Source organism: Paenibacillus sp. USDA918EY (assembly GCF_009870825.1).
Classification (GTDB): domain Bacteria; phylum Bacillota; class Bacilli; order Paenibacillales; family Paenibacillaceae; genus Paenibacillus_AQ; species Paenibacillus_AQ albilobatus.
Genome location: NZ_WTWY01000018.1, coordinates 1 through 24,475 on the forward strand (window position 1 = coordinate 1; position 24,475 = coordinate 24,475).

Here is a 24,475-nt window from a genome sequence, read left to right on the forward strand (position 1 = left end):
ACAAAGGCTTTCAGCCGCAGAGCAAACCACCCGTTCACACGGGTGGTTTTGATTTGATTTCGTGAAATTGCATATTGACACGGTAATAAAATCAAAATAATATATATTTACTTTACGGTATAGTATTGTAATTTAAAGCTAAAGGAGGCTTACCTCATGGAAGGGAACTTATCGACGAATGCGGTACATTTGGCCCAGCATAAGGATCGGCGCAAATGGTGGTCGTTAACCATTGTTTTGTTTGCGACGTTTATGGCCATTTTGGACGTTTTTATCGTGAACGTTGCGATACCGCAAATGAAAAAAGGGCTAACCGCAACGGATGCGCAAATCGAATGGGTCGTCGCAGCTTATACGTTGGCCTATGCGGTACTTCTCGTAACCGGAGGAAGATTCGGGGATCTTTTCGGCAGGAAGAAAATGTTTATCGCCGGCGTGACCGGATTTACCGCCGCTTCTTTGTTATGCGGCCTTGCGGATACTGCCTCTTGGTTGATTGCTGCAAGGATATTCCAGGGCGTGTCGGCAGCCGTTATGGTGCCGCAAGTTCTTTCTACGATCCAGGCTTCTTTCCCCAACCAGAAAGAACGGGGCGTTGCGCTCGGAATATATGGGGCCGTCATCGGAATAGCGTCGGTTGCCGGTCAGATCATCGGCGGTTTGCTAATCGAATGGAATATGCTCGACATGGGCTGGCGAAATGTTTTTTTCATTAACATTCCGTTTGGCATTGCAGCCATTCTGGGGGCTGTATTCATTCTGCAGGAAACGGTTTTGGAAAAAGCGAAGCGAATTGATGCGATCGGGGTTATTCTCATCACGGCAGGACTTCTCCTTTTTGTGTATCCTTTCATCGGCGGAAGCGATCTGGGGTGGCCGGCATGGACCTGGGTATCGCTCGCTGTGTCGATTCTGGTCCTATCGTTTTTCCTCCAATATGAAAACCGATTAAAGCAAAAAAACAAATCTCCTTTGATCGACTTGAAGTTATTTCAAAATTCAGCCTTTAATTTCGGCATGATCGTCATTTTGGCATATTACTCGGGCAATGCGGGATTGTATTATGTTCTCACGTTATACTTGCAGCAGGGGCTTGGACTCGAACCTTATTTGTCGGGCATGACCTTTCTTCCGCTTGGATTCGGCTTTGCCGTCTTTTCAATGCTCACTCCCCGGCTTGTCCGCAAATTTTCGATCAATATCGTTTACGCCGGGGTAATCATTATGTTCTTGAGTTATGTTGCAATAATTGCAATCATACGATTATCAAGCGGCGAAACTTCTGTACCTGCATTGGCTGCCGCTTTGTTTTTCGCAGGTGTCGGCCAAGGGATGATTGCACCGCTCCTCATTCAAAGCATTCTCGCCAAAACCGCCAAAGAAGACGCAGGTACGGCTTCGGGGGTACTGACCACGTTTACCCAGGTTTCCCAAACGCTTGGCATTGTCGCCATAGCCGCCGTGTTTTATTCCATCCGGGAATCTCATCATAATGATTCCATCGCTTTTCAGAGTGCGATTTGGATATTGATCTGTTTGTGCCTGGCGATTACGGCCGGATTGGTCAAATTGATATCGGCTAACAAGCCGCGAGCCGGACAATAAACACCCCTTTCAAGCCACAAATAGCCAGTCGTCGGAATGGAATCCACGACTGGCTACTAAGGTGTCGGATTGAACCCAAGCAGGGTCTACTCATAAATGATTAAGATTTAAGCGACAGCGCAATTCCGGTAAAAATGACGCCAAGCGCATACGCTCCGGCATCGGGGTAACCAATGCTCCGGTCGCCGACTGTCCCTGCGCGCCCCATCCGGGCTGCGATCGCTTCGGTTTTTTTGGCGCCTTCGACCGCCGCCTCGGATGCCGTAATTCCGGCGGAGATAAGATCGGAGCCGGCTTCAGCGGCGTTTGCCCACGCTTCCGCGTAAGGAACGAGTGCGTCAATCAACGTTTTGTCGCCGACAACCGCCCCTCGTCCGAAGGATCTCTCGCCGGTGTCCTGGATTCCTTTGACCACCGCGCTCATCATTTCGGAAATTTCAGGAACGGAAAGCTCCTTGCGTACTCCAGCATATTTTCCTGCCGCCCGGAACGCCGAACCCCAAATCGGTCCCGAAGCTCCGCCGCAATGCTCCATGATCACCAGCGAACAGGCATCCAGGAACGAGCCGATATCCTTTGCCTGGGAGATCACGTCGTCCCATTCCGCTTTGAGCTGCTTGAATCCTTTCGCCACGCTCATGCCGAAATCCCCGTCGCCTGCATGGGAGTCCAGCTCGCAGAACGGAACTTCGTTTTCGATGATCACTGCGCTCATTTTATCGACCAGATAAATCATGTTGTCCAGCGACAGCTTGCCGCCACGAATGACGGCATGTTCTTCGCCGGTAACCATGCCGAACGATCCCGGTTCTCGCTCTGCCTCCTCGATCGCCGCCCCGCTATAACGAACCGGCTCGAACGGGCCGCGGACGACCAGCGCCGGCGTCTCGCATTCCGCAGCGAGCAGTTGCTTCAGCCGGTCATTTAGCCTCATGATCGACACGGATGCGCCCGCCATGTCGATGCTCGTCATGTAGTTGCCGACGAACACCTTGTACACCGTGATTCCGCGTGAGTCGAGCTCGCGCATCACGGCGTGGTTCAACAGATAAAGCTCCTGCAGCGGCGTCCCTCCGAAGCCGTTTACCAATACGGCGACCTCTTCGTTTGTGTTCCCGTTGATCTTTGGACTTTCCAGCAACGCAGTCACCATTCGGGATGCGATTTCGTCCGCCGAAATCATCTTCTCCCGCCGGATGCCCGGTTCGCCGTGAATGCCTACTCCATATTCCATTTCCTGCTCGCCAATCGCGAAGGTCGGAGTACCTTTCGCCGGCACAGTACAGGAGGTGAGCGCAAAACCGATGCTTTTGACGTTATCGATCGCATCTTGGGCAGCCTGCTTCACCTGCTCGAGGGACATGCCCGCTTCCGCCGCCGCGCCGGCGATTTTATGCACGAGCACCGTGCCTGCCACACCTCGGCGCCCGACGGTGTACAGGCTGTCTTCCACCGCAATGTCGTCGTCCACTTGGACATAGTCGACCCGGATGCCGTCCTCGCCGGCAAGATGCGCCGCGTTTTTAAAGTTCATGATGTCGCCGCTGTAGTTTTTGATGATAAGCAGCGTGCCTTTTTCGCTCGCCGACGAGCGGATGGCCTGATAGACCTGGATTTGCGACGGCGAAGCGAACACGTCGCCGCAAACCGCGACGTCGAGCATCCCCTTGCCCACGAACCCCGCGTGAGCGGGCTCATGGCCGCTTCCGCCGCCGCTGATCAGCGTAACCTTTTGCGGATTCATCTCCTTTTTCTTGATGATTTTATATTTGCTGTTAAACTCGAGTTCCGGATGGGCCATGACGAGGCCGCTAAGCATTTCCCTGACAAGTGTCTCCGCCTTATTCATGATTTTTTTCATCGTATCGCATCCTTTTGCTTAGTTTGAAGCCCAGCCCGATTCGGTCAGCAACGAAGATAGCCGAGGCCACGCTTCTTCCGTGATCGGGAATGGCATCAGATGGTCCTATACATGTTCGTTATAACTGTACCACTTGCCCCGCGGCAATTTCGACCGGGTCGCCTTCCGCGCTGATCCAGACGGATAACGCCGACGGATTATGGACGATGCGGTTGTCCGCCGAAAAACGGAGCCGCTTCAACGCGTCCGAATAGGCATAGATTTCGGCGTTGGTCGCGTACCAAATGTCCTTCCTGCCGCCGGCGATTTCGCCGAACCGTTCGATCAGCTCCCAATTCCGGTCGTTTTCGAATTCATAGCTATGTCCCCATACGTATAAAAGCGCCATGTGCGAATGCCTCTGCTCCAGAGATACGAACTTCTCCGCATATTCCGCCATTTGTTTATGATGGCAGGTCGGATGCCAGCGGAGCGAGTCTTCGGGCAAAGCAAACGAGCCGTGGCTGTTGACCGTACGGGCATATTCGATGCCGACGGAACGAAGCAGGTCAACCACTTGATCGCTGTAAGTACCGTACGGGTAGCTCATTCCTTTTACAGGGACGCGGATAAGAGCCTCCAGCGCTTTCCGGTCCTCCACGACCTGCCAAACGATTTGCTCCGCCGGCGATCGGTCCAAAAACGGATGGCTTACGGTATGCGCCGCGATTTCATGTCCGCGGTACAAATCCTCCACTTCGGCCGGATCGACGTATCCCTCTCTGCCAAGTGTGCCGCTATTTAAGTGAAACGTCGCCTTGAGCCCGTAATCGTTCAGCATTTTTACCAATCTGCGGTCATGCTCCCTGCCGTCATCGAAGCTGAGCGTCAGCGCTTTGTTCACGCCATTCGGAAACCGGTCAAATTGTATGCGCATTCAAGATCTGCCTCCCCCAAAAAATGAATTACTTGTCCAATACTATATTCAATTCGAACTGCGAAGTAAATCGGTCCGAAAGCCGTGTTTTTGTGTACCGTCCCCTCCTTGTTGATCAAACCTCTGCGCCCACACTAATAAAGGCCATTCTTAAAATTTCGATCATTCCGATTTATAAAAGCGCTACTCCGCGACACGGTCCGCTCTGTTCATCTTCCTGAATTGGTTGGGCGAAGTCCCGTTTTTCTTTTTGAATACCGTTATAAAATAAGAGCTGTTTTGAAACCCGATCCGCTCCCCGATGTCCTTTACGTTTAACGTTGTCGCGAGCAGCAGCTGTTCGGCTTCATGCAGCCGTAAATCGGTCACGTATTGCGTAAAGGACACGCCCATAACCTCATTAAACAGTTTGCTGAAATAAGGCACGGAAATGTTGAGCTCGGAGGCGACAAGTTCCGCCGAAAGACCGCTGCTCCGGTAATGGTTTCCGATAAATTCGCAGGCGATCCCAACAACTTCGGCGCGATCTTGGTGCCGGTTCATTTTCAACTGTTCGATGATAAAATCGGCCAGCTCCCCATAAAACGCCTCGACCCGTTCGAGCTCCGCAAAATGCTGCACGATGCCGTAAAGCGAATCTTTCCCGTAATTTCTTAGCAGCGGCGTAAAATCAGCCATCGTTCCGAATTCGGTTTCAATCGTCGTCACCGATTGCCGCAACGCGGCACGGATGTCCGCCGGCGCGTTGCGGCGCAGCGCTCCGAACCATTCGCCGAGAATTCTTCCTGCCTCTTTTCGGTCATTTACTTTGATGGCTTCGAACAGGGACCTTTCCAATTTGACGGGATAACGAGATGAAGATTCCGTTGAGGCCCGAATCGCATCGAAATGATAGACCATTCGGCGATGGTCCACGTAACTGTACTCCAATGCTCCCCTTGCATCCTCAAAAGATTGCCCCAGCTCCCCGATCGACACCGCCCGGCTGCCCACGCCGATTTTCATGCGGAAACCCGTCACCCGTTCAGCCTGCTGCGCCAGCAAGTTCAGCCGATGGGTCGAGGGATGGTCTTCGGGCTCATGCATCAAAATTGCAAATATGTGCCGTCCGATATCGACCTTTTCCATCTCTTCCCGTTCCCGAAAAATGCGGCGCGCCAGTTCGAAAACGGTATCCTTGACCAGCCGGATTCCCGTATCCGCCACGTTCCCTTCCCTTTGAATCGGACTCTCTACGACGACCGCCACCGCCCGCATCGGTCCGGTATGCAGCCTTATGCCATGCAGTGCGGAATGCAAATCCTTCATCGTTTCGTCGGTGGCAGGCTCGCCAAGGAGAATATCCTTAAGACGGCTTTCTTTCAGCCTCTCCCTGTGTTTGACCGCTGAATCTTCAAGGGACGTGACTTTGCCGATCAAATTTTTGAACACGTCGCTTAAATACGCGGCTTCATCGCCGGTTCCGCCGTCAGCTTCCCCGGTTGCCTGTACCGGATGGCTTCCTTTGACCATTTGAACCACGTTTCCGATGGGGCCGTATAATTTACGGTTCATTAGGATCGTGGCCGCAAAACATGCGAAAAGCAGCAGCAATGATATGATGATAATGTTTCGCTGAAGTATAAAGCTTCCTTTTGTCAGATACGCATAGCTCGTCGCATTCAGCAAATACCATTCAAGCTTGTCGTTGTATGCATACGTGACCAAAGATTTGGACCCGCTTATCGAATCGACGAAGCTGCCGGAAACGTTGCCCGACTTCATCACTTTGCCCATGAATTCGGCGCCGGAAGCGGCGTCCATGAACGCCTCGGGCTTGTCGCTGCGGGTGATCAAAATGCCGTTTTTGTTCGTGACCATAAAGCTGGATTCCGGGGAACCGCCCATTTTGTCAAACAATTCCTGAAGGGCCGACAGTTTTAGATTAATGAAGATCGCATACTCCGACCTCGCATCGGACGGAATGAAGATCAGGGAAAGAATCGGGTTGTCGTAATGCTTGCCCGAATAAACGTACTGCTGTCTGTGGGGAAGAAAAATCATTTTGCCCAGTCCGCTTCGAACCTGAATCAGCTTGCGGGCTTCCGGATCAATGTCGAATATTTCAACGTCCTGCGGGATCGAATGGATGAAATTTTCCGTCTCCCCGTTATACAAATATACGGAATCGATAAAATCATTCGCATTGACGGCATCGTGAAGCTTGCGGTCCAGGACGAGCGAATCCGCCGGATCCAGCCGGAGCGCATACAGGCTTTTGATCACGTCCTTATCGTTCAGAAGCTGCTCCCCGACCCGAAACGCTCTTTCATACAACATTTCAATGTTGGCATTGGTTTGATCGAGCAGCTTCCGGTGCGTTTCCGAGATTTGCTTCTCGCTGATCATATTGGTAAACGTGTAGTTGACGACCGAAAGAATGAGCAGGCTCAAAACAAAAATGATCGTGTTGGCAGCGATCAATCTGAACAGAAAGCTTCGGGTCGGCACATGCCATCTCCATTTCATCGGGTTCACCGGCGCTTCACATCCCTGTCGTTCTTGATTCCTAAATATATTGGCCGTTGATCGGCCGAATCCTTCCGATTCGAAGGCGGTCGAATCTTCCGGGATCGAGGATACAGGCCTTCCCCTGACGAGGAAGGCCTGCTTTAGTTATCGCGCCGGCGTAAGCTTGGCGTCGGCCCAATCGGCATGGTCCTCGGCGTTTCCGTCTCCGCCATCCATAACCACCAGTTTAAGCTCGTTTTTGCCGGAAATGTCGACATCGACTTGGCGGGCAGGCATGCTGCGATGCATCGCGCCGCTGTCGAACAGCTTGACGCCGTCCGCCCAAACCTGGAACACGGCCGACCCGCCGTTGCTCTCTTGATCGATTCCCACCGTGGCGGTAAACCGCTTGTAGTCTTTGCCCCCGATGGAGTAGCGGATTTCCGATGAGGCGTGGGTTCCCAAGCCCTTCTCGTAAGAACGGCTGCCTTTGCCGTCATACAGGGTCAACGCGTTTCCGCCGACGCTCCAATCTTTTCGCACCCGGCCCCAGCCGCTTGTTGCGTCCGCCCATTCCATATCGCTTAAATACTGCGGCGCGTCTGTGAAATTGAACTCAAAATCATCGCGGTCCGTGAGCTTCATCCGGACGGTGCCGGAATATCCGGAGCTAATGGCAATCGGTTTTTGTACCGGATTGGCTTCGATCCATCCGGGGAACCCGGCGGGATGCGACCAGCCGTTCCGGATGTGCAAGCGTACCGAACCGTCCGCGTTCAAAGATGCTTGTACCGATCCCGAGCCGTCGCCCTGGACGGTTACGCGGTTCCCGGATTTCCCGAAAATGAGGGAAGCGTAGTTTACATTGGTCTTGGAGGCCCGGAAATCCGCCGTCCCGAGTCCTTCCTTCTCATCCTCCATCCAAGGCCAATCCGGTTTGACGCCGTATTTCTCTTCCCCTTCGGCCCGTTCCTTGTAAGCTGTACCGGTGAGTCTGCCGATTTGGCTTTCCGGATAAACGTTCCATTCGCCATTTCGATCCCATGTGATCCGGTCGGCACCTGCAGCGGCATCAAAGGATACGCCGACGGCGTCGTAAGTTTCCGGCGGGTCCGCAACGGTATACGTCGTGGAAATGAGCCCTTTGCCGTCGATCCGCATCTCGAAATCCACGCCAGTCGCTCCGTATTTGCCGGAAATGCGGATAACGGCTTCTTTGCCCGAAATGCTCCGGCTGATCCCGGAAAGCGTCCACGCCCCCAGCTTCGACGTATAGCCCAAATCCAAATACGGCCCGCCGGTCAGGAGCGTTTTCCCTTGATATTCGCCGCTTGTGATCATGCCCGTCGTCTTGCTGAAGACCATCCGAAAATCTTTGCCGGTAACGATGATGTCGCCTGTCGTTTCCTTAATATCCGGGGTTTTTCCTTGCGGCTTCCACGGAACAATCGTTTTTTGCCCGATGGTAAGCATGTATTCGTCAACAAGCGGGTTCGCTGCGGTATGGTCATCCCGGTATATTTTCAAGCGGATGGCATCTCCGTTTTTCCACTTTCTTGCCGGAAGCGCCAGCTGCCCTTGGCTCATCGGCTCTACGGATGGCCCCTGAATTTTTCCTTTTTCTTTCCCGACGCTCCACTCAATGGTGACCTCGCTCAAGTTCGTATGATTATAACGATTTTCGATCGGGATCGCGAGCGGTTTGCCGGCTCCCGGGTTCGGAAATGTATCGGCGTTAATCCTTACGGGCGAATAAGCTTTTTTGACGTTCCAGTACTCCGGCTTTTCCCTGTTCCATTCGTCGAGGATGCCCCAGTTGACCAGGAAGCCCGGCCAGATCCCGTTCGGACCATAAAAGCGGAGATCGCGCGAGTGCCATATGGCTCCGCCGAGTACGCCCGGCGTCTCATATAGATCATCCCACAACCGGTGGAGTGCGGTGCCGTAGAAATCCCGATATGCCGGATCGTCGTCGATCCAGTCGCCATAATAGACATATCCATGAGCATATTCGTCATACAGCTCCGGTTTATCATGCGCGCCGAAAGTATGGCCGTAAGGAGTGTAATGAATGCTGAACAAGTCGGTATACCCGGCCGGAGCGTTGAACCCCCAGCTGAACTTCACGGGACGTGACGGATCGACCGCCTTGACGTAATCATGTGTGGCAGCCACATTGCTCCCCCACGCGCTTTCATTGCCGATGGACCAGATTACGATGCTTGGATGGCTGCGGTCTTTCTCGATTGTTTCAGAGAACTGGCCCGTATAATTGTTTAAATATTTGGGATCGCTGGCCCTGCCGTCGCTAACGAACATGACCGAGTTTTCCTGTTCGACGTAAAAGCCGAGCTCGTCGGCCAGATCCAGCACGTATTCGTACTGCGGCCAATGGGATGCGCGAATGTAATTGACATTGGCTTCCTTTAGCTTAACAAGCGACTCGCGATCATGCTCCGGATCGGCGGCGACGCCGATGAGCGGGGAAGACTGATGCCAATCCACGCCGCGCAGCTTCACGACTTTCCCGTTTACCAGCATGGTGTTGCCGTCCATTTTAATCGACCGGAAGCCGACCTTGCGGATCACGGTTTGCACGGGTTTGCCGTCTGCCATGACCGTGGCTTTTAACGTATAGAGCCGCGGATGCTCGGCATCCCATTTGGCGGGCTTGGCGACCGGAATTTGGATTGATGCTTCCGGCTGATCTCCCGTCACGGATATGACGGACGGTTGAATCGGCACCTCTTTCCCGTCCGGATCAGTAAGCTGCAGCTTAACTTCCCCCTGCTTCGCTTCCTCCAGCGCCATGCCTGCCGAAACTTTTAAAATCGCGTCCGAATAGGCGGCATCAAATTCGGTTTCCGTCTGCAGCCGGGTCATATGATCGACAGGAAGCGCAAACAGCTGTACCTGCCCGACTAAACCGCGGACGTGCTGGTATTCGATAAATCCCGTTTCCGCCGTTATGCCTACGGTGATCGTTGCGGGTTCGCCGGGGGTAACGTATTCCGTAATGTCGGCGTCAAAGGTCGTGAACCCTCCACGATGCTGACGGACCAAATGGCCGTTAACCCAAACGCGCGCGTAATTGAATGCCGCTTCGAAACGGAGCATCACCTTGCTGCTTTGAAAGGTTTCGGGAATGTCGACCGTTTTCTGATATGCGTGTTCAATGTTGCGGTCAGGGAACCAGTCGCCTCCCTGCTGCCCGCGGATGTCGAATCCGAGCACCTCCAGGTTGGCCGGAACCCGAACCTCCTTCCAATCCGACGTGTCCGTGCCGTTTCGCCAGAATCCCTGGCCGGGGTTCAGCTTGAACTTCCATGTTCCGTTTAAGCTGACGACGGGGTCGGGTACGCCGTTCACGGATGCCGGGAGAGGAACGATGACCGGCCGCGGCCAACCGTTGGTTTCCGGTCCGGCCGGTACGTTCGGCATCGGATCGCTTGGCGTTCCCCAAACCGCGAATTCGCGGATGCCCGCCTTGGTGCCGGGCTCGAGCCCTGTAACTGTGACCCGGACATAACGCCGGGCCGTCTCCAGGAAGCGATCTTTTCTCACCTGATCCCGGCCGGAGATCCCCGTTTGGTCAGCCGCCTGATACCAATGGAGGGCGTCGGCGGACACTTCGATTTTGTATTTGTAGTTTTTCGCTTCATTCCAGGTGATCTGCGTACCCGTCAGTTCGTAATCGCGGCCCAGATCGACCAGCAGCCAGCTGTTTGGCTCCGTGCTTCCCGCGATCCATGCGGTTTCGTCCTTGCCGTCCACGGCATTCGCAGGACCAGCCGTCGGCTGCGACGACGATGCGGACGCCACTTTGCTCAGCGCGACGTTGGTTTCATCGCGCAAAAGGCTGTACGTCATGGATGCCGTAAGGCTTTTGTTCGTCCCATCCGTGACGTAAGCGCGGATCGTAACATCGTCTTCGATGACAATAGGATCCGCATATTGTTTCTTGGTCGCCGATGTCAACGGATCGGAACCGTCAAGCGTATAAAAGATGGAGGCTCCCGGAACGGAGCTGGACAACGCGACGACCGTGCCCGCAGCCACCTCTCCCGGCGGCGGGTCAGCCGACAGCGGTATGACTTCATATTCGAACGCTTTGACCTCGCTATCCTCTTTTCCCTCCATGGCCGCATAGGCCTGCAGCTTGGTTATTTTGCCGATACCTTCGCCGTGTAGAACGATCGGTTCCTTATAAGGAGTCTTTGTATCTGATGTCCTTGGATCGGTGCCGTCGGTCGTATAATAAATCGTTGCCCCAGGCTGGCCGCCGAACAGCTCGACCGCTGTGCCGTCGATCACCGGTCCCGGTTTGACGCTTGCCTCCACAGGCAGCACGACGGCCGTGTTGTAGAGCTCAAACTCCCATATGGCAGCGGCAATGCCGACTTTCTCCAGCTGGTGAAGCCTGACGTAACGCGCTTTTGTCGGTGTAAATCCATACACCTGGTCCTTCAAATCGTCATTGCCCGTTTCCTCGGCCACCGTTGTCCATCGGTTTCCATCCTCAGACACATCAATCGTAAACTTGGTCACGTAATTGACGTGATCCGGATTTTTTCGGAGGACGGCATAATTAACGGGCTGGCTGCGGCCCAGATCGACGGTCAAGTCCCACAGCACATTTTGCTCCGGTTGGGCGTAGGTTCCGGGATTGCCGTCGATGGCGCGTCCGGCGACATTGCCCCAGCCTGCAGGAGACGACATTTCTGCGGTCGCTGTCAGCGCCAGGTTCGGATATTGGGAAAAATCCTCCGTGAGAACCCGATATTCAAAGCTCCCCACCTCGCTCGTCCCCCCTTCCTTTTCATCGATGGCAACCGCTTTGATGCTCATATCGGACTCGACTGTAATCGGCTCGGTATATTGCCGCCGGGTTTCGGATGTCACCGGGTCGGTTCCGTCCGTCGTGTAATAGACGGCGGCCGTGCCCGGAGAGCTGGAGAGCTTCACCTGCGTTCCCGGCAGGACCGTTCCGGATTGCGGCTCAGCCGTCAGGACGGGGACCACGGCCGCCTGCGCGTACAGTTCAAGCTCGCTGATCCGTACGGCAGGCCAATCGACGCCTTCGGCCGTCTTTTTGGTCACGTGGAGCCGGACATATCGGGCCGATATGGCATCCGGCAAAACTCGGTCGGTCACGGCATCCAGGTTGCCAACCACCGAATCCGCCGTTTGCCAGGGGCCGTTCATGTCACCCGAGCTGTATTCCAGTTGGAAATCCTGCGTAGCCCACGTGCCCGCCGCGCCATGGTACGCCGTCCAGCGCTTGATCGGCTGAACGGAGCCCAGGTCCACCATCGCCCATTCGTCGGCCAGCGGACTGCTCTGCCATCCGGTATCGCTTGTGGACCACATGCGGTCCAAACGGCCGTCCGTCAAATAGGCGCCGGGATGCTGCGGAAGCGCGCTGCTCACCGTCACCGGCTTGTTGAGCGCCAAGTTCATCCCGGAAACGGCAGCGTCGGTGCTGCCGGGCGCTGCCGCCTCCTCTTCCTGCTCAGCATTCGGCGCTGTCTGTTCCTCCCCTATCGGCTGGGGTTGGACTTCGGCTGGGGGAGATGTTTCCCCTGACTGCTCCTGCTCTGATTCAGGCGGCTGAGCGCCGGGAGGTTCTTGCGCCGCCGGTTGTTCGGCTTCAGGCCGTCCTTCTTGCGGCGGCGCCCCTCCCGGGATCGGCGTCTCGGTCCCTGAGCCGGCGGCAAATACCCTTGGAGAAATGAGCGAATCGGGAACAAATTGTCCAAGAAAAAGTGAAACGGACAAAGCGGCAATGGCCAGTGATTTCAACTTGAGCATTTCGGAAATCCCTCCCCAATTTTTCAAAATGAATGCGACGAGCGAACTGACACCTTAAGAGCCGTTATTTCTTCTTGGAAGCGATAAATGCATCCAGCTGCCGCTGCATCTCTTCGATGACTTTGTCGATTCCTGCCGATTTTAGCTTGCTTTGGAATTTCGGATAAAATTGATCATAGTCCGAAAATCCTGCATACGCCGCATCCACATATTCCTTTTCGACGGCGTTGATTTGGGCCATTTCGGCTTTGACCGGATCGGCATTAAACCGGAAACCGAGCGTAGGCGCCTCAACCGCCCCTTTATCCCATTTTTGCAGCGATTGGATAAGCTCCGGGCTGACGTGCTTGCTGAAATGTTTTAGGCGAATATCGTCCCAGGCCCAGTACACCTGATTGTAGGTTTGCTGGTCGCCGATGCCTTCAACGGAAATGGCGCTGCCGTCCATTTTATAGTTGACGTCCTTCACGCCGTAAGAAAAAAGGTCGTAATTCTCTTGCTGGCTGCGGAACCAATTGACGAAGGCAACGGCCCCTTCCGGATGTTCGCTCGTAGAGAATACCGACAGCAGGTTGGAGGCGGCATCAAAATTGTATTTCGGCTTGTCGGGATTCAGGAACACGTCCTCCAGATCCCCTTGGGGAAGCGTTTTCTTGAACGCGTCGATCCGTTCCGTCGTTTTCAGCACGTTGGACCAGATGGCCGCAAGTTTCCCGTTATTGAGCGCGGCTTCGGGATCCTTGATTTCCTGGGCATCCTTCGGCATCCAGCCGTTCAAATACCATTTTCGCTTCGTGTTCACGATGTTTTTAAAAATTTCGGATTCGTAGAAGTTGTGCACTTTCAGCTCCGGATCCGCAGGATCCACATATCCCGGCCCTGCTCCCATGTCGCCGACGGGCAGATAAACGTCGCCGAACTCCCGCAGCAGCGCGCGGGTGCCGTCATTGGCGATCGGCATCATTCCGGGTTCGTTTTTCTTGATCGTATCGAGATAGTTTTCAAAATCGGCGAGCGTGCGGATTTCGGGCAGGTTGTATTTTTGGCGCAGGTCTCCCCGAATCGCAAAGAAGTTGTTGTTTTCGGCCGTCGGCACGAGCGTAGGGATGCCGTAAATCCGGTTATCGATCGAAGCGCTGAGCCAGTTGGCCGACGGAATGCTCGCCTTCAGGTCCTTGCCGCTTGTTTCAAGCCACTCGTCTAGCGGCGCCACGACATGTTTGGAAACGATTTGGGATAGCCAGCTTACGTGCGTCCATGCCAAATCGTATTTTTCGCCCGAAGCGGCGATCAGGTTCAGCTTGTTGGAATACTGATCCCATGGGAAGTACGTAAATTCGAGCTTCAACGGCAGCCCATCGGCGTTCAGCTTGTCTTCAAGCGCTTTCTGCACATTCGCCAGATCTTTCGGCGCGTCGCCGGGAAGCACGATTTTGACGGTTCCGCCGACTTGCGCTTTTTTCTCTCCTCCCGTGCCCTGTTCGTTTTTCTTCCCGCCCGCGTTCCCCTCCTTTTCGGACGCTGAACCGCCGGAGCCGGAACAAGCTGTGAGCAGACCGCTTAGCATCATCGCCAAGATAAGGATGGAAACAAGCATCTTCTTTTTCGTCACCATATAGAACCTCCCCCATTAAGTAGAAAAAAGCTATCTATGTTGAACCGTCTTCGGACGGCTGCAACCTATCCTTTGACCGCGCCGATCATGATGCCTTTCACGAAATACCGCTGAATAAACGGATAGACGAGGATGATCGGGCCGATCGTGACCAGCACCATGGCCATCTGCGCCGTCTCCGACGGCAGCGTCTGGCTGCCCGACACCAGATTCCCCTGCGTGCTCATGTAATTGATCATGGATTGGATTTTGAACAGGATGAATTGAAGCGGGTACAACTTCCGGTCGTCGATTAACCACAACGCAAGTCCCCAATCATTCCAATATGCGAGCGAATAAAACAAGGCCACGGTCGCGATAATCGGCGTGGAAAGCGGCAGCATGATTTTGGCAAACACGTAAAACGGTCCCGCCCCCTCCATTTCAGCCGATTCCATAAGCGCCGGCGGCAGCGACTTGAAGTAATTCCGGATCAGGAACACGTGAAAAGGATTGACGAGCATCGGCAAAATCAATGCGGCCAGCGTATCCTTCAGGTGCAAATATTTGGTGACGAAGATGTACCATGGGACAAGCCCCGCGTTAAAAATCATCGTAATGAAAATAAACAAGGCGATGCCGTTCCGGTATTTTACCTTCTGCCGGGCCATCGTGTGGGCAAGCATGGCGCTTAGCAGCAATCCGAGTCCGGTCCCGATCGCCGTCACGGCGATGGAAACCATATACCCCCTCCAAATTTCATCTCCGGAGAAAATGAGGCGATAGGCATCCCATGAAAACGTGTCCGGAAACAACGAATATCCATGCTGTATGACCGAAGATTCGCCGGAAATCGAAACCATGACCGTTAATAGGAACGGAATCGTCGTAAAAGCGCAGAAAGCGATCGCGATGAGATGAAATAATGCTTGTGAAAACGAGTACCTTGTTTTTTGTGCGTGCATGCGATCATTCCTCCGTTAAAACAGCGCGTTGTCGTTGTTCATTTTTTTGACGGCCCAATTGCAGCCGAGAACAAACAGAAATCCGCATATCGACTGGTACAGGCCGACGGCTGCCGGCATGCTGACGTCCCCGACGTTTTTGACCGCCCGAAACACGTAAGTATCGATGACGTCCGTCGTTGGATACAATAGCCCGTTATCGCCGACAATCGAGTAAATCGTTTGAAAATCCCCGTAAAAAATTTTTCCGACCGCAAGCAGCGTGACGATCGTGATGGTCGGCACAAGCAGCGGCAGCGTAATGTACCGGATGCTTTGCCAACGATTGGCGCCGTCCAGCGCGGCCGCTTCAAATAATTCATCGTCGATGCCGATAATGGTCGCCAAATACAAAATGACCGCATAACCCGTATTTTTCCAAACGTACACGCCGACAAGGATCGCCACCCAATACCCCGGAGCGGAATACCAGTCGACAGGCGCCAAATGCAACAGATCCCTCAGCTGGTTCACCAGCCCGTATTTGGAGCTGAACATCAAGTAAACGAAGTTGCCGACGACGACCGCCGAAAAAAAGTACGGCAAAAACATGAGGCTTTGATACATTCTGCGAAAAAAGCTTTTACGGATTTCGTTCAGCAAAATGGCGAAGGCGACGGCGATGAGCGTCCCGAAAACAATGTAATTGGCGTTGATAAACAGCGTATTAAACGTCGTTCTCCACGCATAATCGCCTTGAAAATAAAACGCGAAGTTCCTCAGGCCCACCCAGGGGCTTCCGAATATGCCGTCCTTGAAGTTGTAATCCTTAAACGCGATCAAAATCCCCGGCAGCGGCAAATAACAAAACACCAGGAAATATAGCAGCCCCGGCAGCGCCATCACATAATACCACCGGTTGCTTCGCAGTTCCTTGAGCATACCCTTCATACCATCGAATCGCTCCCCCAACATGTGAATTCGCCTTGTAAGCGTTGTCATCAACGATGATAGAAGGTTTGCTTCGGAAAGGAAATTTCACTTTGTTAAGATGATATAAAAATTTTACGAAACGGCCTTTAAAATTTTTAAGCGGATGCTAATTTTTGCAAGTTGGACGAGGGAATACGCATATTTTTTCTTTTACCGGCCGCTCAGAGGATTCCTGTTCAAAAGGTTCAAGCTGTGAACAAATCTCCTCCTCGACTTTCCTTTTCCATAAAAAAAACCGCCTTAAAAAGGTTAAGGCGATTAAATATAGGCATGTGCGATAGCGCTATTTTTTTACACTAATTGAAGCAACCGAATGATTTCGCCGTCCACGATTTGTTCCGTAACTTTCATAAATCCCAGCGACTCGTACAAATTTGCCGCAACCAGATTTTCGGGTCGATGTCCAATCATCACTCTTTTACAGTTTATGGCGCGCATATGTTCCAACAATTTTTTCATCGCTGCTTTGCCATAACCCTTGCCTTGATGCCTTTCATCGATCATGAAAGCCGGTATCCAGCAGTTTCCTTCTTCATCTGGCTCCGGGCAAAATACAATAAAGCCGACCAAGCTGCCGCGTGAGATTATGGCACGAAGTTCGAAATGTTCCATAAATTTGGATTCGGCGATCCAATAGACCACCGGAGCCGGAAATACGTTCAATTGTTCCGTCTTTACCTTTAGCCCGGTACAAGCATACCAGTTTTCAGCCGACACTGCTTCAAGTCTGATTTCCATTCAATATTCCCTCCCGAAGATGGTTCTGCGGAGGAAACTTAACGGCCGCTCCCCCGCTGTTTAGTGCATGTTTCCTCTTTTGATCATTTGGATATTTTTCATACCACATCACTCCCTTCAATAAATGGACGCGAAACTTCAAACTGTTGAACGCATCAAATATTCCGAGACTAACTAGTTGACATCGCCAAGATAGCGGATAGATGACTCTTTTTGACGGATCATTTTGGTGAGCGCTTGTGGATAGATTCTGATTTCTTCCAAATGATCGAGCTCGACCCATTCGGCGCCAATTTGGTCTTGGTCGGGATTCGTTCCGTTTAAAAATGCTGTCGTCTCGGATAATAATGAACAGTTGAAATAAAATTCGACTTGATGAATATCCGAATCCCATTTCGCAAATTCGTGATTTTTGCCGATATATTCGCGAATATAGACAAGATCGTGGACCTCTACGCCGGCTCCTAATTCTTCGATGCATTCCCTGTAAACGGCATCTCTTAATTGTTCACCGGGGTCTTGCCCTCCACCGGGGAATAAATAATAGAAACCAAAATCATCCCTGTTTTTCGTTAACAATATTTTATTTTCGCGAACAATGATCGCCTTTGCCGAGTTTCTTATAGGTTTCATGACGCCTCCGTTTTTGATTACTTGTTTACGAACAGATTACCAATGCTTTAATAATGGTTTCGGCGCATTCTTCTGGCGAAAAAAGGCTCGTGTCGACCGAACAGCTGTAATGTATGTTATCCGCCATGAGTTGGCTCTGCCATTCGGATTGATCTTCCGTTCTGTCGTGACGTTCCCGGTTGCGCTGTCTGCAAACTTCCAACGGGCAAAACACCTCAACGATATCGAACGGATATCCTGCAAAAATTTCCCGGACCTTGTCATAGTGGGGCTTCAATTCGGGTCTTTCAACTAAAATGCCATCAACGAGAACGTTCTTTCCCAGATCAGAAAATAACCTTGCGGTATGATACATCATCCAAATGGCTTCGCTCAAATATTTCCAGTAATCTTCCTGCAAGTATTTATTGCCGATCATTTGCTCGAAAAGATCGTTGGCAACCACGTAAAAAAACTTCTCAGATCTCGATTGGATAACGTCTACAATAGATGTTTTACCTGAACTCGTCACGCCGTTTAAAAAAATAATGTTCCCTTTCCCCATTCCTCTTAGCTCCTCATAAAACATGATTCCCACTTGGATTTTACGTTGTTTTCGGACCGCAGACCGATAGAACATCAATGCTTAAATCTTCTTCAACATCAACCGTCTCCGCAATGCTTCCACTTCTTCCGCCGCCTCCATCTGCATCTCCGCGATCCGCATGAGTTTTCGGCTTTCCGGTGACTTCGGGTCCTGTTCCAACTTTTTCAGCAGCTTGGGCACCTCCCAAACGGCACGCAGTGCAAAGGCGGCAAGACATCCGAAGCGGGGAAGCGCCTCGTCGCCATACCAACCTGCACCCTTCAACCCTGTGATGTAAGAAGATATGAAAAGCTCAAGATCATCCCTGCACGACTCAGACGGAATTTGCCCACGGCTGACGGATAATCCGAAAAAGCGGCCCAGATCCTCGCCGACACCGGAAATGCTGACAAACTGCCAATCGATCAACGTTGGGCTTCTTTCATGCAAGCCATCGGGCGTCAGCAAAATATTGGATTCATAATAATCCTGATGGGAGAACGTTCTCGGCAGTCTCTCCAGCGCCGCCAACCATTCTGGAATGCTGGTTTCCACCATGGCGAATCGGTCGATGACAGAAACTAAACCATTACACGAAACAGAGATGTGCTGCACCATGGGCTCCTGATACGCATCGCGGTATCTCTTGCATTCATTGATCCAAGAACGCAACCAGTGACGATTGATCCACGAAAAATCGGGCAGCGGCTGGCCGAGTAAATAGGCCGCGTGAAACTCCCCCAGCTTAGCGGCTGCAAATGCGTAGTCCTCCCGTTCCCAGCGCTTGGATTCATGCGGCATGTCCTCAAGCCATAACCATACGGACCCGTCATCCTGTTCATCGATCGCATAGCATTCCGGCGCCCGGAAACTTGCAGGCAGGCTTTTCAGCAATCCAGACTCGTAAGCGAGCACCTCGCGGCGCCAATAATTGTAGTGGGCCGGATCGTCCCGGTTCGGGTCGGCCAAGACGATTTTAAGAATTGCGGTCCATGCGTGAACCGCTCCCCTGACAATGTGTTTGCCTGAAACGCGGTATACCCCGTCCGTCACGAAATTCCGGTTCTTCGGCCCGATCGGCTCGCAGACCCATTGGGAAAGGAACCCGTCGTCCGTTTGAAGTATCTTTTTTGCGATTGCTTCCAGTCTGGTTTCGCTAATTTGGGAACTTACGCCTGTTTCGCTCATAAAGGTTATATCCTCCTTCTAAGGATATTAGGGACATATTTGCCTAAGAGAGATATTCGCCTTGCTGCAGCAACTCCCCTTTTCTCCCTCGTTATTCTAATCTTCATTGACGAGATGGAGGCATACCCGGGGTAACCCAAGTTCAAGGAAAATGAACGAAACCGGAAGTCCTGCCGCTATTGGCGGAACCTCCGGTTTGATTTCTTCTTTAAATGAGATCTTATTGCCCTTCTCCAAGAGGGGTCGATATGTCTATTTCGCTCTTGTAGCACTCTTGCAGCCTTCCGGGCCAGCCGGTAAAATTGATCAGCGCATCATCCGCATGGGTCAACTGATCGATGGAGCCAACGTGCACGGTTTTTCCACACCATCCATGCTGTTCCAACACAAAAACAACCATCCTTACTGCAATCAACGGAATAATAAATACTTGCGTTTTTGCACCGTTTCGTTTAATTTAGTTTTCGAACCGATTTTTCGTTAAATTTTTCCAACCCAACCAAACTTGTTGAGAAGGAGCTTATGATTTTTATGATCAAGTCACTTGGAAATCGCCTTTTAATCATTTTTCTCATCATCGCCTTGTTATCAGGCTGCAGCATTGCCAAAAAACAAATCGTCCCTCAAGACGTCGATCCGGCTGCCATATTGCACGGTATTTATAATTTTGAAAATATCAAATCGGTCAAATCCGTATCCCAAGTGCCTTTGAATGAAATTTCGAAACTCGCTGATGACATCGACATCCATTATCAATATGCCTTCATGGTGAAAGGGGCCGTGGACCAGCAAAACAACCCTTTTCCGGACATGCTGTACGTCATTGCCGCAATCGAAAACCGGAGGGAACACGGGGAGATGGATATCTATAAAGTAGAAGGCAATATCAATGGGAATTACTCGTTATTGCGACCAAGATACCATTTGTTTGACGTCAATGTCTGTTACGGAAAAACCAAGTCCGAATGCAATCCTAAAAAACATCCACCCTATGAAGCTATTGGTATTACTTTTGAACTGGATAAATTCAAAGACTTCAGGCCAAAAAAGAAAAACACCGTGAATATCGAAATAGGTTTCGCTTTCGGAAAGAGTAAAAACGAGCTCCGCGGCAATTTTTTTAACGATGCCGGACCGCAGAAAACGGGAGGAAAGTGGGACCCGTTAGAGCTGCCGGCCGATTTTAATTGAGATCATACAAAAAGAACAGGCATAAAAATGATAACATTCATACCATTTTGAACACCTGAGAGCTAAAGGCGCTTCTTGTAGAGAGCATCGTTGCGCTATATTTTGCCTACAAACGCCCCAACCGGTTTAGAAATGACGAGCTCTCCTCCTTTTTCGCGGATCAGTTCTTCCGTCAATTGAAGAAAACAAGGAGCAATGGCTTCGCGAACTTCTTTAGACAGGTTTTCGTCGTTCATAGGCCCTTGATACAGCTGCGTTGCCGCATAATATCGAAATACGGGCTCCGGCTCTTTCACCATAAAACCGGCTTCGTACGTCCAACATTCGACCTGCTTGAAATGTTTGCTTAACGTTTGCTCCCCGTTCTCCAAGGAAAACGTGATCAGCTCTTCCTTCACGCCAAAAGGAATGCCTAGCCGGTCCATCGTGTTCAGGTGCAGTTTGAACAACTCCGGCATGCCTTTTTCGCTGTTGGTTGTTGCAACCAATCGGCCCGTTTGCTTTAGAATTCTACGCATTTCCGCAAGTCCCCGATTGAGATTCGGAAGATGGTACAGCATGTGGTTTGCCATCACGAGATCGAATTGTTTGGATAAAAATGGGAGGTTCTCCGCATCGGCCTGCATAAGCAAAACGGGCAGTGATTCCTTTTCGGCTTGAACCCGGGAAGGAATCATGACCCCCTCGGCCAAATCGCATGCAGCCAAAAAACCGCCGCTGCCTTTCAGCATTCGGCCGACAGGCAGAGAAAATCTCCCGTTTCCCGCCCCGACGTCAAGCACGAGTTCACTTCCCGTCAGCTTCAGCTTGCCGATTAACCACTCTTCGAATGTCTCTTTTTGCAAGCCGTACGATTCCAAGACCTCATATTTCGCCTTCAGATTCTGTTCCGTGCCATAAATGGATCGAATGGCGTCTTTATCGTGGGATCCTTCGTAATAATTCCGGATTTCCTGCATTAGTACGGCCTCCCTATTCCTTATGATCATGACGAAATGATCTTGTATTGTTCCTCACGTGTTCCGCTTTCGTCCGCAAATTCGCCGCTGCCTTTAAAAATCCATTTTATTCAAAACGCAGGTTGATTATAATCATGTCATGATCAACTTTGAAAGGAAGTGGCTCATGATCAAAACGGCCCGAGTGCCTTTGACCGCGCTGGTTTCGGTTTTGGATCCCTCCTCCCCGGACGGGCGTACTTGGTACAAGAAAAAAAGAAACTTGCTGCGGATGGCCCTTATCGTGTTCTGCTTGATCGGCATGTTGGTCGTTTTTTTCAAATACGGCGGCGACGAGCGCAAGCATTTATGGATCGGCATTGGCGGGTACAGCGGCGTACTGTTTTTCTTCAGTTTCATTCCTACATATGTCTTTTATCGAATCCGCCGCCGACGTGCAGGAATGACCAAAGCAGACCTCGGTTTCATGGCGTTTCTCGTCTTGTTGTCCCTATACCCGCTCATCATGCTCGGAATGGTGACGGCCGATATCGTGCAGGGCCCGATCATTAAAGTAATCCATGTTGAGGACAAGTGGAACCCGAAGCGCGGCGGAGACATGGTCAGAACGAGCGAAGGCACGCAATACGAAATTGCCGACCCCAAGATTGACATTAGGGAGGGGGGCACCTACCGTGTCAAAGTGCTGAAACATTCCAAACTGATCCTGGAAGCGAAGAAACAGCGCTAAAAAAGCAAATTTGCCTAGGGCAAATAACGTGCTCCCGGTGTCAGCCAAAAGGAACTATGAAGCATCGATCCTTCGTATTTCGTAACGAAAGCCGACGGCGTCCTGTTTTCCAACACGGACCCGACGGCTCTCCATTTTACCCTTTTTCCAGAAAGTTATGGTCAAAATAAGCTTTAAAATTCGGATACAAAAAAACAAGATGCTCTTGGAGTTTCTTCCGATCCGTATGTACTTCGTCCAAATCGAACAAAATTTCGTGGTCAATCTCGTAAATCGCCTGATGCTCCCCGTCCGGTCCGCCACCCACGTCGATGCACCAAATGCAGCCGTACTCCGCATCCCATGTGAACGGAAGATAACCAAACCTGCAGAGCAGCGGGTTGTACATATTCCGGATATTTTCGAGCGGCTCATTCGTGTCCTGTTCCGGAACAGCGTTGAAATAATGATGATAGGTTGAGATGAAAGCCTTGTACCATTCCGGAAACGTCAAGCCGAACTCTTTTTCCAGCGCGGATACATCCTCTGCGGTGACGGTAGACGGCACCAGCTTCCAAACGGACCATTCCCCTTGGCTGTCATCCGCTTTCATCGCAGCGGGCACGCCGGGGCGCATCCATACGCAAAACCCCTCCTCCCAAACCTCGCTGTGCCGGTCATAATAAGCTTCAAATCCTGATTTGATGTAGTCACGTATATTCATCGGAGATTCCCCTTTAATATAAAAAAGTCCGAACTTCAAATGCGGCAGCCCGTACGCTGCTTCCACCGGTTCGCATTTTTATCGTAACCCAAGCCGGAGATCCAAAGAAACCCCTGAAAGAGAAAAAATAAAAAGCCGCAGGAAAGCGACTTTTCAAAATGTGACAAACGGCCATATAAGCTCCCCTTCCCGCCTGTGTCCGTCGACAAAAATTCAGGAAGCTATTTTGCGCCGAATCCAAGCAACTACAACCAGCAAGATCGGAATTAGCACTAAGGTTATAATCGACGAACCCGTCCCCCCGGTCGGGAAATAGTGAAGCATTTGCTGAAAGTTTTTGGCCACCCAAATGCTGAATACGGCGATCAGCAGGCCGACCGGAAATACCAGCGGGCGATAATCTTTAATATTAAGCCATTGCGAGACGCTCAAAACAAATGAGTAATGCCACATCGAAATCTGCACGAATCCGCCCAGAATCCACAGCGCCATGACGATGGCCTCTACGTGCGAGAAAAAATCGGATATGTTGATATAACGCGACGCCGACAGAAAAGGAAACGTCAGGTTGGCCGTCGTCTCCCCGAACAGAAACAGACAGGTGGAATTGGTGATCACCATCGTGAACATCATAAGGATGACCGCGAGCAAACCTCCTTTGAGGCGATTATCCCCTTTGCGAACGGAAGGATAAAAAGAGGTGATAAACAAAAATTCCATAAACCAAACCGACGGTTCAAGCGCCCCCTTGACCGAAGGAAGCACCCCCAACCCGAACACGGGAAGGATATTCAAAAAATCATATTCCGGCAGCAGAAATATAAAGATGGACACGACGAATAAAAAGAAAATCGGGCCGAAGATCAGGGCAAATCTGCCGATGACCTCTACCCCCGATCGTACGGCAAAGGAACACGTGACCACGATACACCCGACAATGACGGTAATCGGCGTCTGCGACAGAAACGCCTGTACGATAAATTCGGCATATTCCCTCGTAATAAGCCCGATCGCGTCGATTTGGAAAAAAAGGATCAAAGCTCCCAGCACGCTGCCGATCATTCGGCCAAACACGCGGTGCAGGTGCTGAACCATCGTTTGTCCCGGATAGAACCTGTTCATGATCCACGCCAGGAACACGCAAACGATGCCGAATATCGAACCGATGATCGGCGACAACCACATGTCCTGTTTGGCATACATGGCCGTAAACGAAGGCACGACAAGAATCGAGGTGCCGCCGACCATCAAATACATCATGAAAACGAGTTGCGTGCCCGAGATTTTTTCCTTCTCCATTCTGTTCCGACTTGCCTCCTATCCTTCAGGATAAAAGATGTTCCAGATCGGCCTTGTCGCATAATTGATCAATTCGGTCGGCCCCGGCATGCGGGGGAAAAACATGAGCAGCAGCGCAATCGCCCACCCGGCCGCGGTTATAACGGCAAATGCAATCTTCTCTTTTTTTGCGCCCGTCCGCAACCTCGGGTAATCATAAGCAAAGATGGCTGCGGCCAGCAGGGTAATCCCCAGCAATTGAATTACGATCATACG

The 24,475-nt window shown here is 51.7% G+C and carries 19 protein-coding genes; 4 read left to right on the forward strand and 15 right to left on the reverse strand.

Going from position 1 to position 24,475, the window contains the following annotated elements:
* Window positions 1–156 precede the first annotated feature (156 nt).
* Window positions 157–1,605 carry an MFS transporter gene (locus GQY55_RS25610; RefSeq protein WP_160044757.1) on the forward strand — a complete coding sequence of 483 codons (1,449 nt, stop codon included), beginning with the start codon at window positions 157–159 and terminating at the stop codon, window positions 1,603–1,605.
* Between the two features lie 100 nt (window positions 1,606–1,705).
* Here the strand turns inward: GQY55_RS25610 and dhaK are convergent, their stop codons facing one another.
* The 11 genes from dhaK to GQY55_RS25665 all read right to left on the reverse strand — a co-directional run bounded on the left by dhaK (window position 1,706) and on the right by GQY55_RS25665 (window position 19,338).
* Window positions 1,706–3,466: a dihydroxyacetone kinase subunit DhaK gene (gene dhaK / locus GQY55_RS25615; RefSeq protein ID WP_160044758.1), complete on the reverse strand. Its 1,761-nt coding sequence runs from the start codon at window positions 3,464–3,466 to the stop codon at window positions 1,706–1,708.
* A 118-nt stretch (window positions 3,467–3,584) separates the two neighbouring features.
* Window positions 3,585–4,382 carry a polysaccharide deacetylase family protein gene (locus tag GQY55_RS25620; protein ID WP_160044759.1) on the reverse strand — a complete coding sequence of 266 codons (798 nt, stop codon included), beginning with the start codon at window positions 4,380–4,382 and terminating at the stop codon, window positions 3,585–3,587.
* A 183-nt stretch (window positions 4,383–4,565) separates the two neighbouring features.
* Complete coding sequence (locus tag GQY55_RS25625; RefSeq protein WP_236575867.1) at window positions 4,566–6,890, reverse strand: helix-turn-helix domain-containing protein; 2,325 nt, start codon at window positions 6,888–6,890, stop codon at window positions 4,566–4,568.
* Window positions 6,891–7,037: 147 nt separating this feature from the next.
* Window positions 7,038–12,683 (reverse strand): discoidin domain-containing protein, encoded by a 5,646-nt coding sequence (locus GQY55_RS25630; RefSeq protein ID WP_160044761.1) that lies wholly within the window; start codon window positions 12,681–12,683, stop codon window positions 7,038–7,040.
* 64 nt (window positions 12,684–12,747) lie between these two features.
* On the reverse strand, window positions 12,748–14,295 hold the full coding sequence (locus tag GQY55_RS25635) for an ABC transporter substrate-binding protein (RefSeq protein ID WP_236575858.1): 1,548 nt from the start codon (window positions 14,293–14,295) through the stop codon (window positions 12,748–12,750).
* 68 nt (window positions 14,296–14,363) lie between these two features.
* Window positions 14,364–15,242 (reverse strand): carbohydrate ABC transporter permease, encoded by an 879-nt coding sequence (locus GQY55_RS25640; protein ID WP_160044763.1) that lies wholly within the window; start codon window positions 15,240–15,242, stop codon window positions 14,364–14,366.
* Window positions 15,243–15,257: 15 nt separating this feature from the next.
* Window positions 15,258–16,172, reverse strand: a complete 915-nt coding sequence (locus GQY55_RS25645) for an ABC transporter permease (protein WP_236575859.1) — start codon at window positions 16,170–16,172, stop codon at window positions 15,258–15,260.
* Window positions 16,173–16,505: 333 nt separating this feature from the next.
* Window positions 16,506–16,952 (reverse strand): GNAT family N-acetyltransferase, encoded by a 447-nt coding sequence (locus GQY55_RS25650; RefSeq protein ID WP_160044765.1) that lies wholly within the window; start codon window positions 16,950–16,952, stop codon window positions 16,506–16,508.
* A gap of 174 nt (window positions 16,953–17,126) precedes the next feature.
* Window positions 17,127–17,585 carry an NUDIX domain-containing protein gene (locus GQY55_RS25655; RefSeq protein WP_160044766.1) on the reverse strand — a complete coding sequence of 153 codons (459 nt, stop codon included), beginning with the start codon at window positions 17,583–17,585 and terminating at the stop codon, window positions 17,127–17,129.
* A 25-nt stretch (window positions 17,586–17,610) separates the two neighbouring features.
* Window positions 17,611–18,129 carry a phosphotransferase-like protein gene (locus GQY55_RS25660; protein WP_160044767.1) on the reverse strand — a complete coding sequence of 173 codons (519 nt, stop codon included), beginning with the start codon at window positions 18,127–18,129 and terminating at the stop codon, window positions 17,611–17,613.
* Window positions 18,130–18,210: 81 nt separating this feature from the next.
* A complete protein-coding gene (locus GQY55_RS25665) occupies window positions 18,211–19,338 on the reverse strand; it encodes a phosphotransferase (protein WP_160044768.1) in 1,128 nt (375 codons plus the stop codon).
* A 151-nt stretch (window positions 19,339–19,489) separates the two neighbouring features.
* Here GQY55_RS25665 and GQY55_RS25670 point away from each other — a divergent pair, with 151 nt between their 5' ends.
* A complete protein-coding gene (locus GQY55_RS25670) occupies window positions 19,490–19,822 on the forward strand; it encodes a hypothetical protein (protein ID WP_160044769.1) in 333 nt (110 codons plus the stop codon).
* 47 nt (window positions 19,823–19,869) lie between these two features.
* A complete protein-coding gene (locus GQY55_RS25675) occupies window positions 19,870–20,529 on the forward strand; it encodes a hypothetical protein (protein ID WP_160044770.1) in 660 nt (219 codons plus the stop codon).
* A 95-nt stretch (window positions 20,530–20,624) separates the two neighbouring features.
* Here GQY55_RS25675 and GQY55_RS25680 read toward each other — a convergent pair whose 3' ends face one another.
* Window positions 20,625–21,488 carry a class I SAM-dependent methyltransferase gene (locus GQY55_RS25680; protein WP_160044771.1) on the reverse strand — a complete coding sequence of 288 codons (864 nt, stop codon included), beginning with the start codon at window positions 21,486–21,488 and terminating at the stop codon, window positions 20,625–20,627.
* Between the two features lie 139 nt (window positions 21,489–21,627).
* On the opposite strand from GQY55_RS25680, the gene GQY55_RS25685 reads away from it, so the two are divergent.
* The gene (locus GQY55_RS25685; RefSeq protein WP_236575860.1) at window positions 21,628–22,218 is read left to right on the forward strand and encodes a hypothetical protein; all 591 of its coding nucleotides are present in this window, start codon (window positions 21,628–21,630) and stop codon (window positions 22,216–22,218) included.
* A gap of 136 nt (window positions 22,219–22,354) precedes the next feature.
* On the opposite strand, the gene GQY55_RS25690 is transcribed toward GQY55_RS25685, so the two are convergent.
* The 3 genes from GQY55_RS25690 to GQY55_RS25700 form a co-directional block, all read right to left on the reverse strand.
* Window positions 22,355–22,921, reverse strand: a complete 567-nt coding sequence (locus GQY55_RS25690; protein ID WP_160044773.1) for an SMI1/KNR4 family protein — start codon at window positions 22,919–22,921, stop codon at window positions 22,355–22,357.
* Between the two features lie 213 nt (window positions 22,922–23,134).
* Window positions 23,135–24,220 (reverse strand): GerAB/ArcD/ProY family transporter, encoded by a 1,086-nt coding sequence (locus GQY55_RS25695; RefSeq protein ID WP_160044774.1) that lies wholly within the window; start codon window positions 24,218–24,220, stop codon window positions 23,135–23,137.
* 18 nt (window positions 24,221–24,238) lie between these two features.
* Window positions 24,239–24,472, reverse strand: coding sequence for a hypothetical protein (locus GQY55_RS25700; RefSeq protein WP_160044775.1), 234 nt, complete (start codon window positions 24,470–24,472; stop codon window positions 24,239–24,241).
* Between the last annotated feature and the right edge of the window lie 3 nt (window positions 24,473–24,475).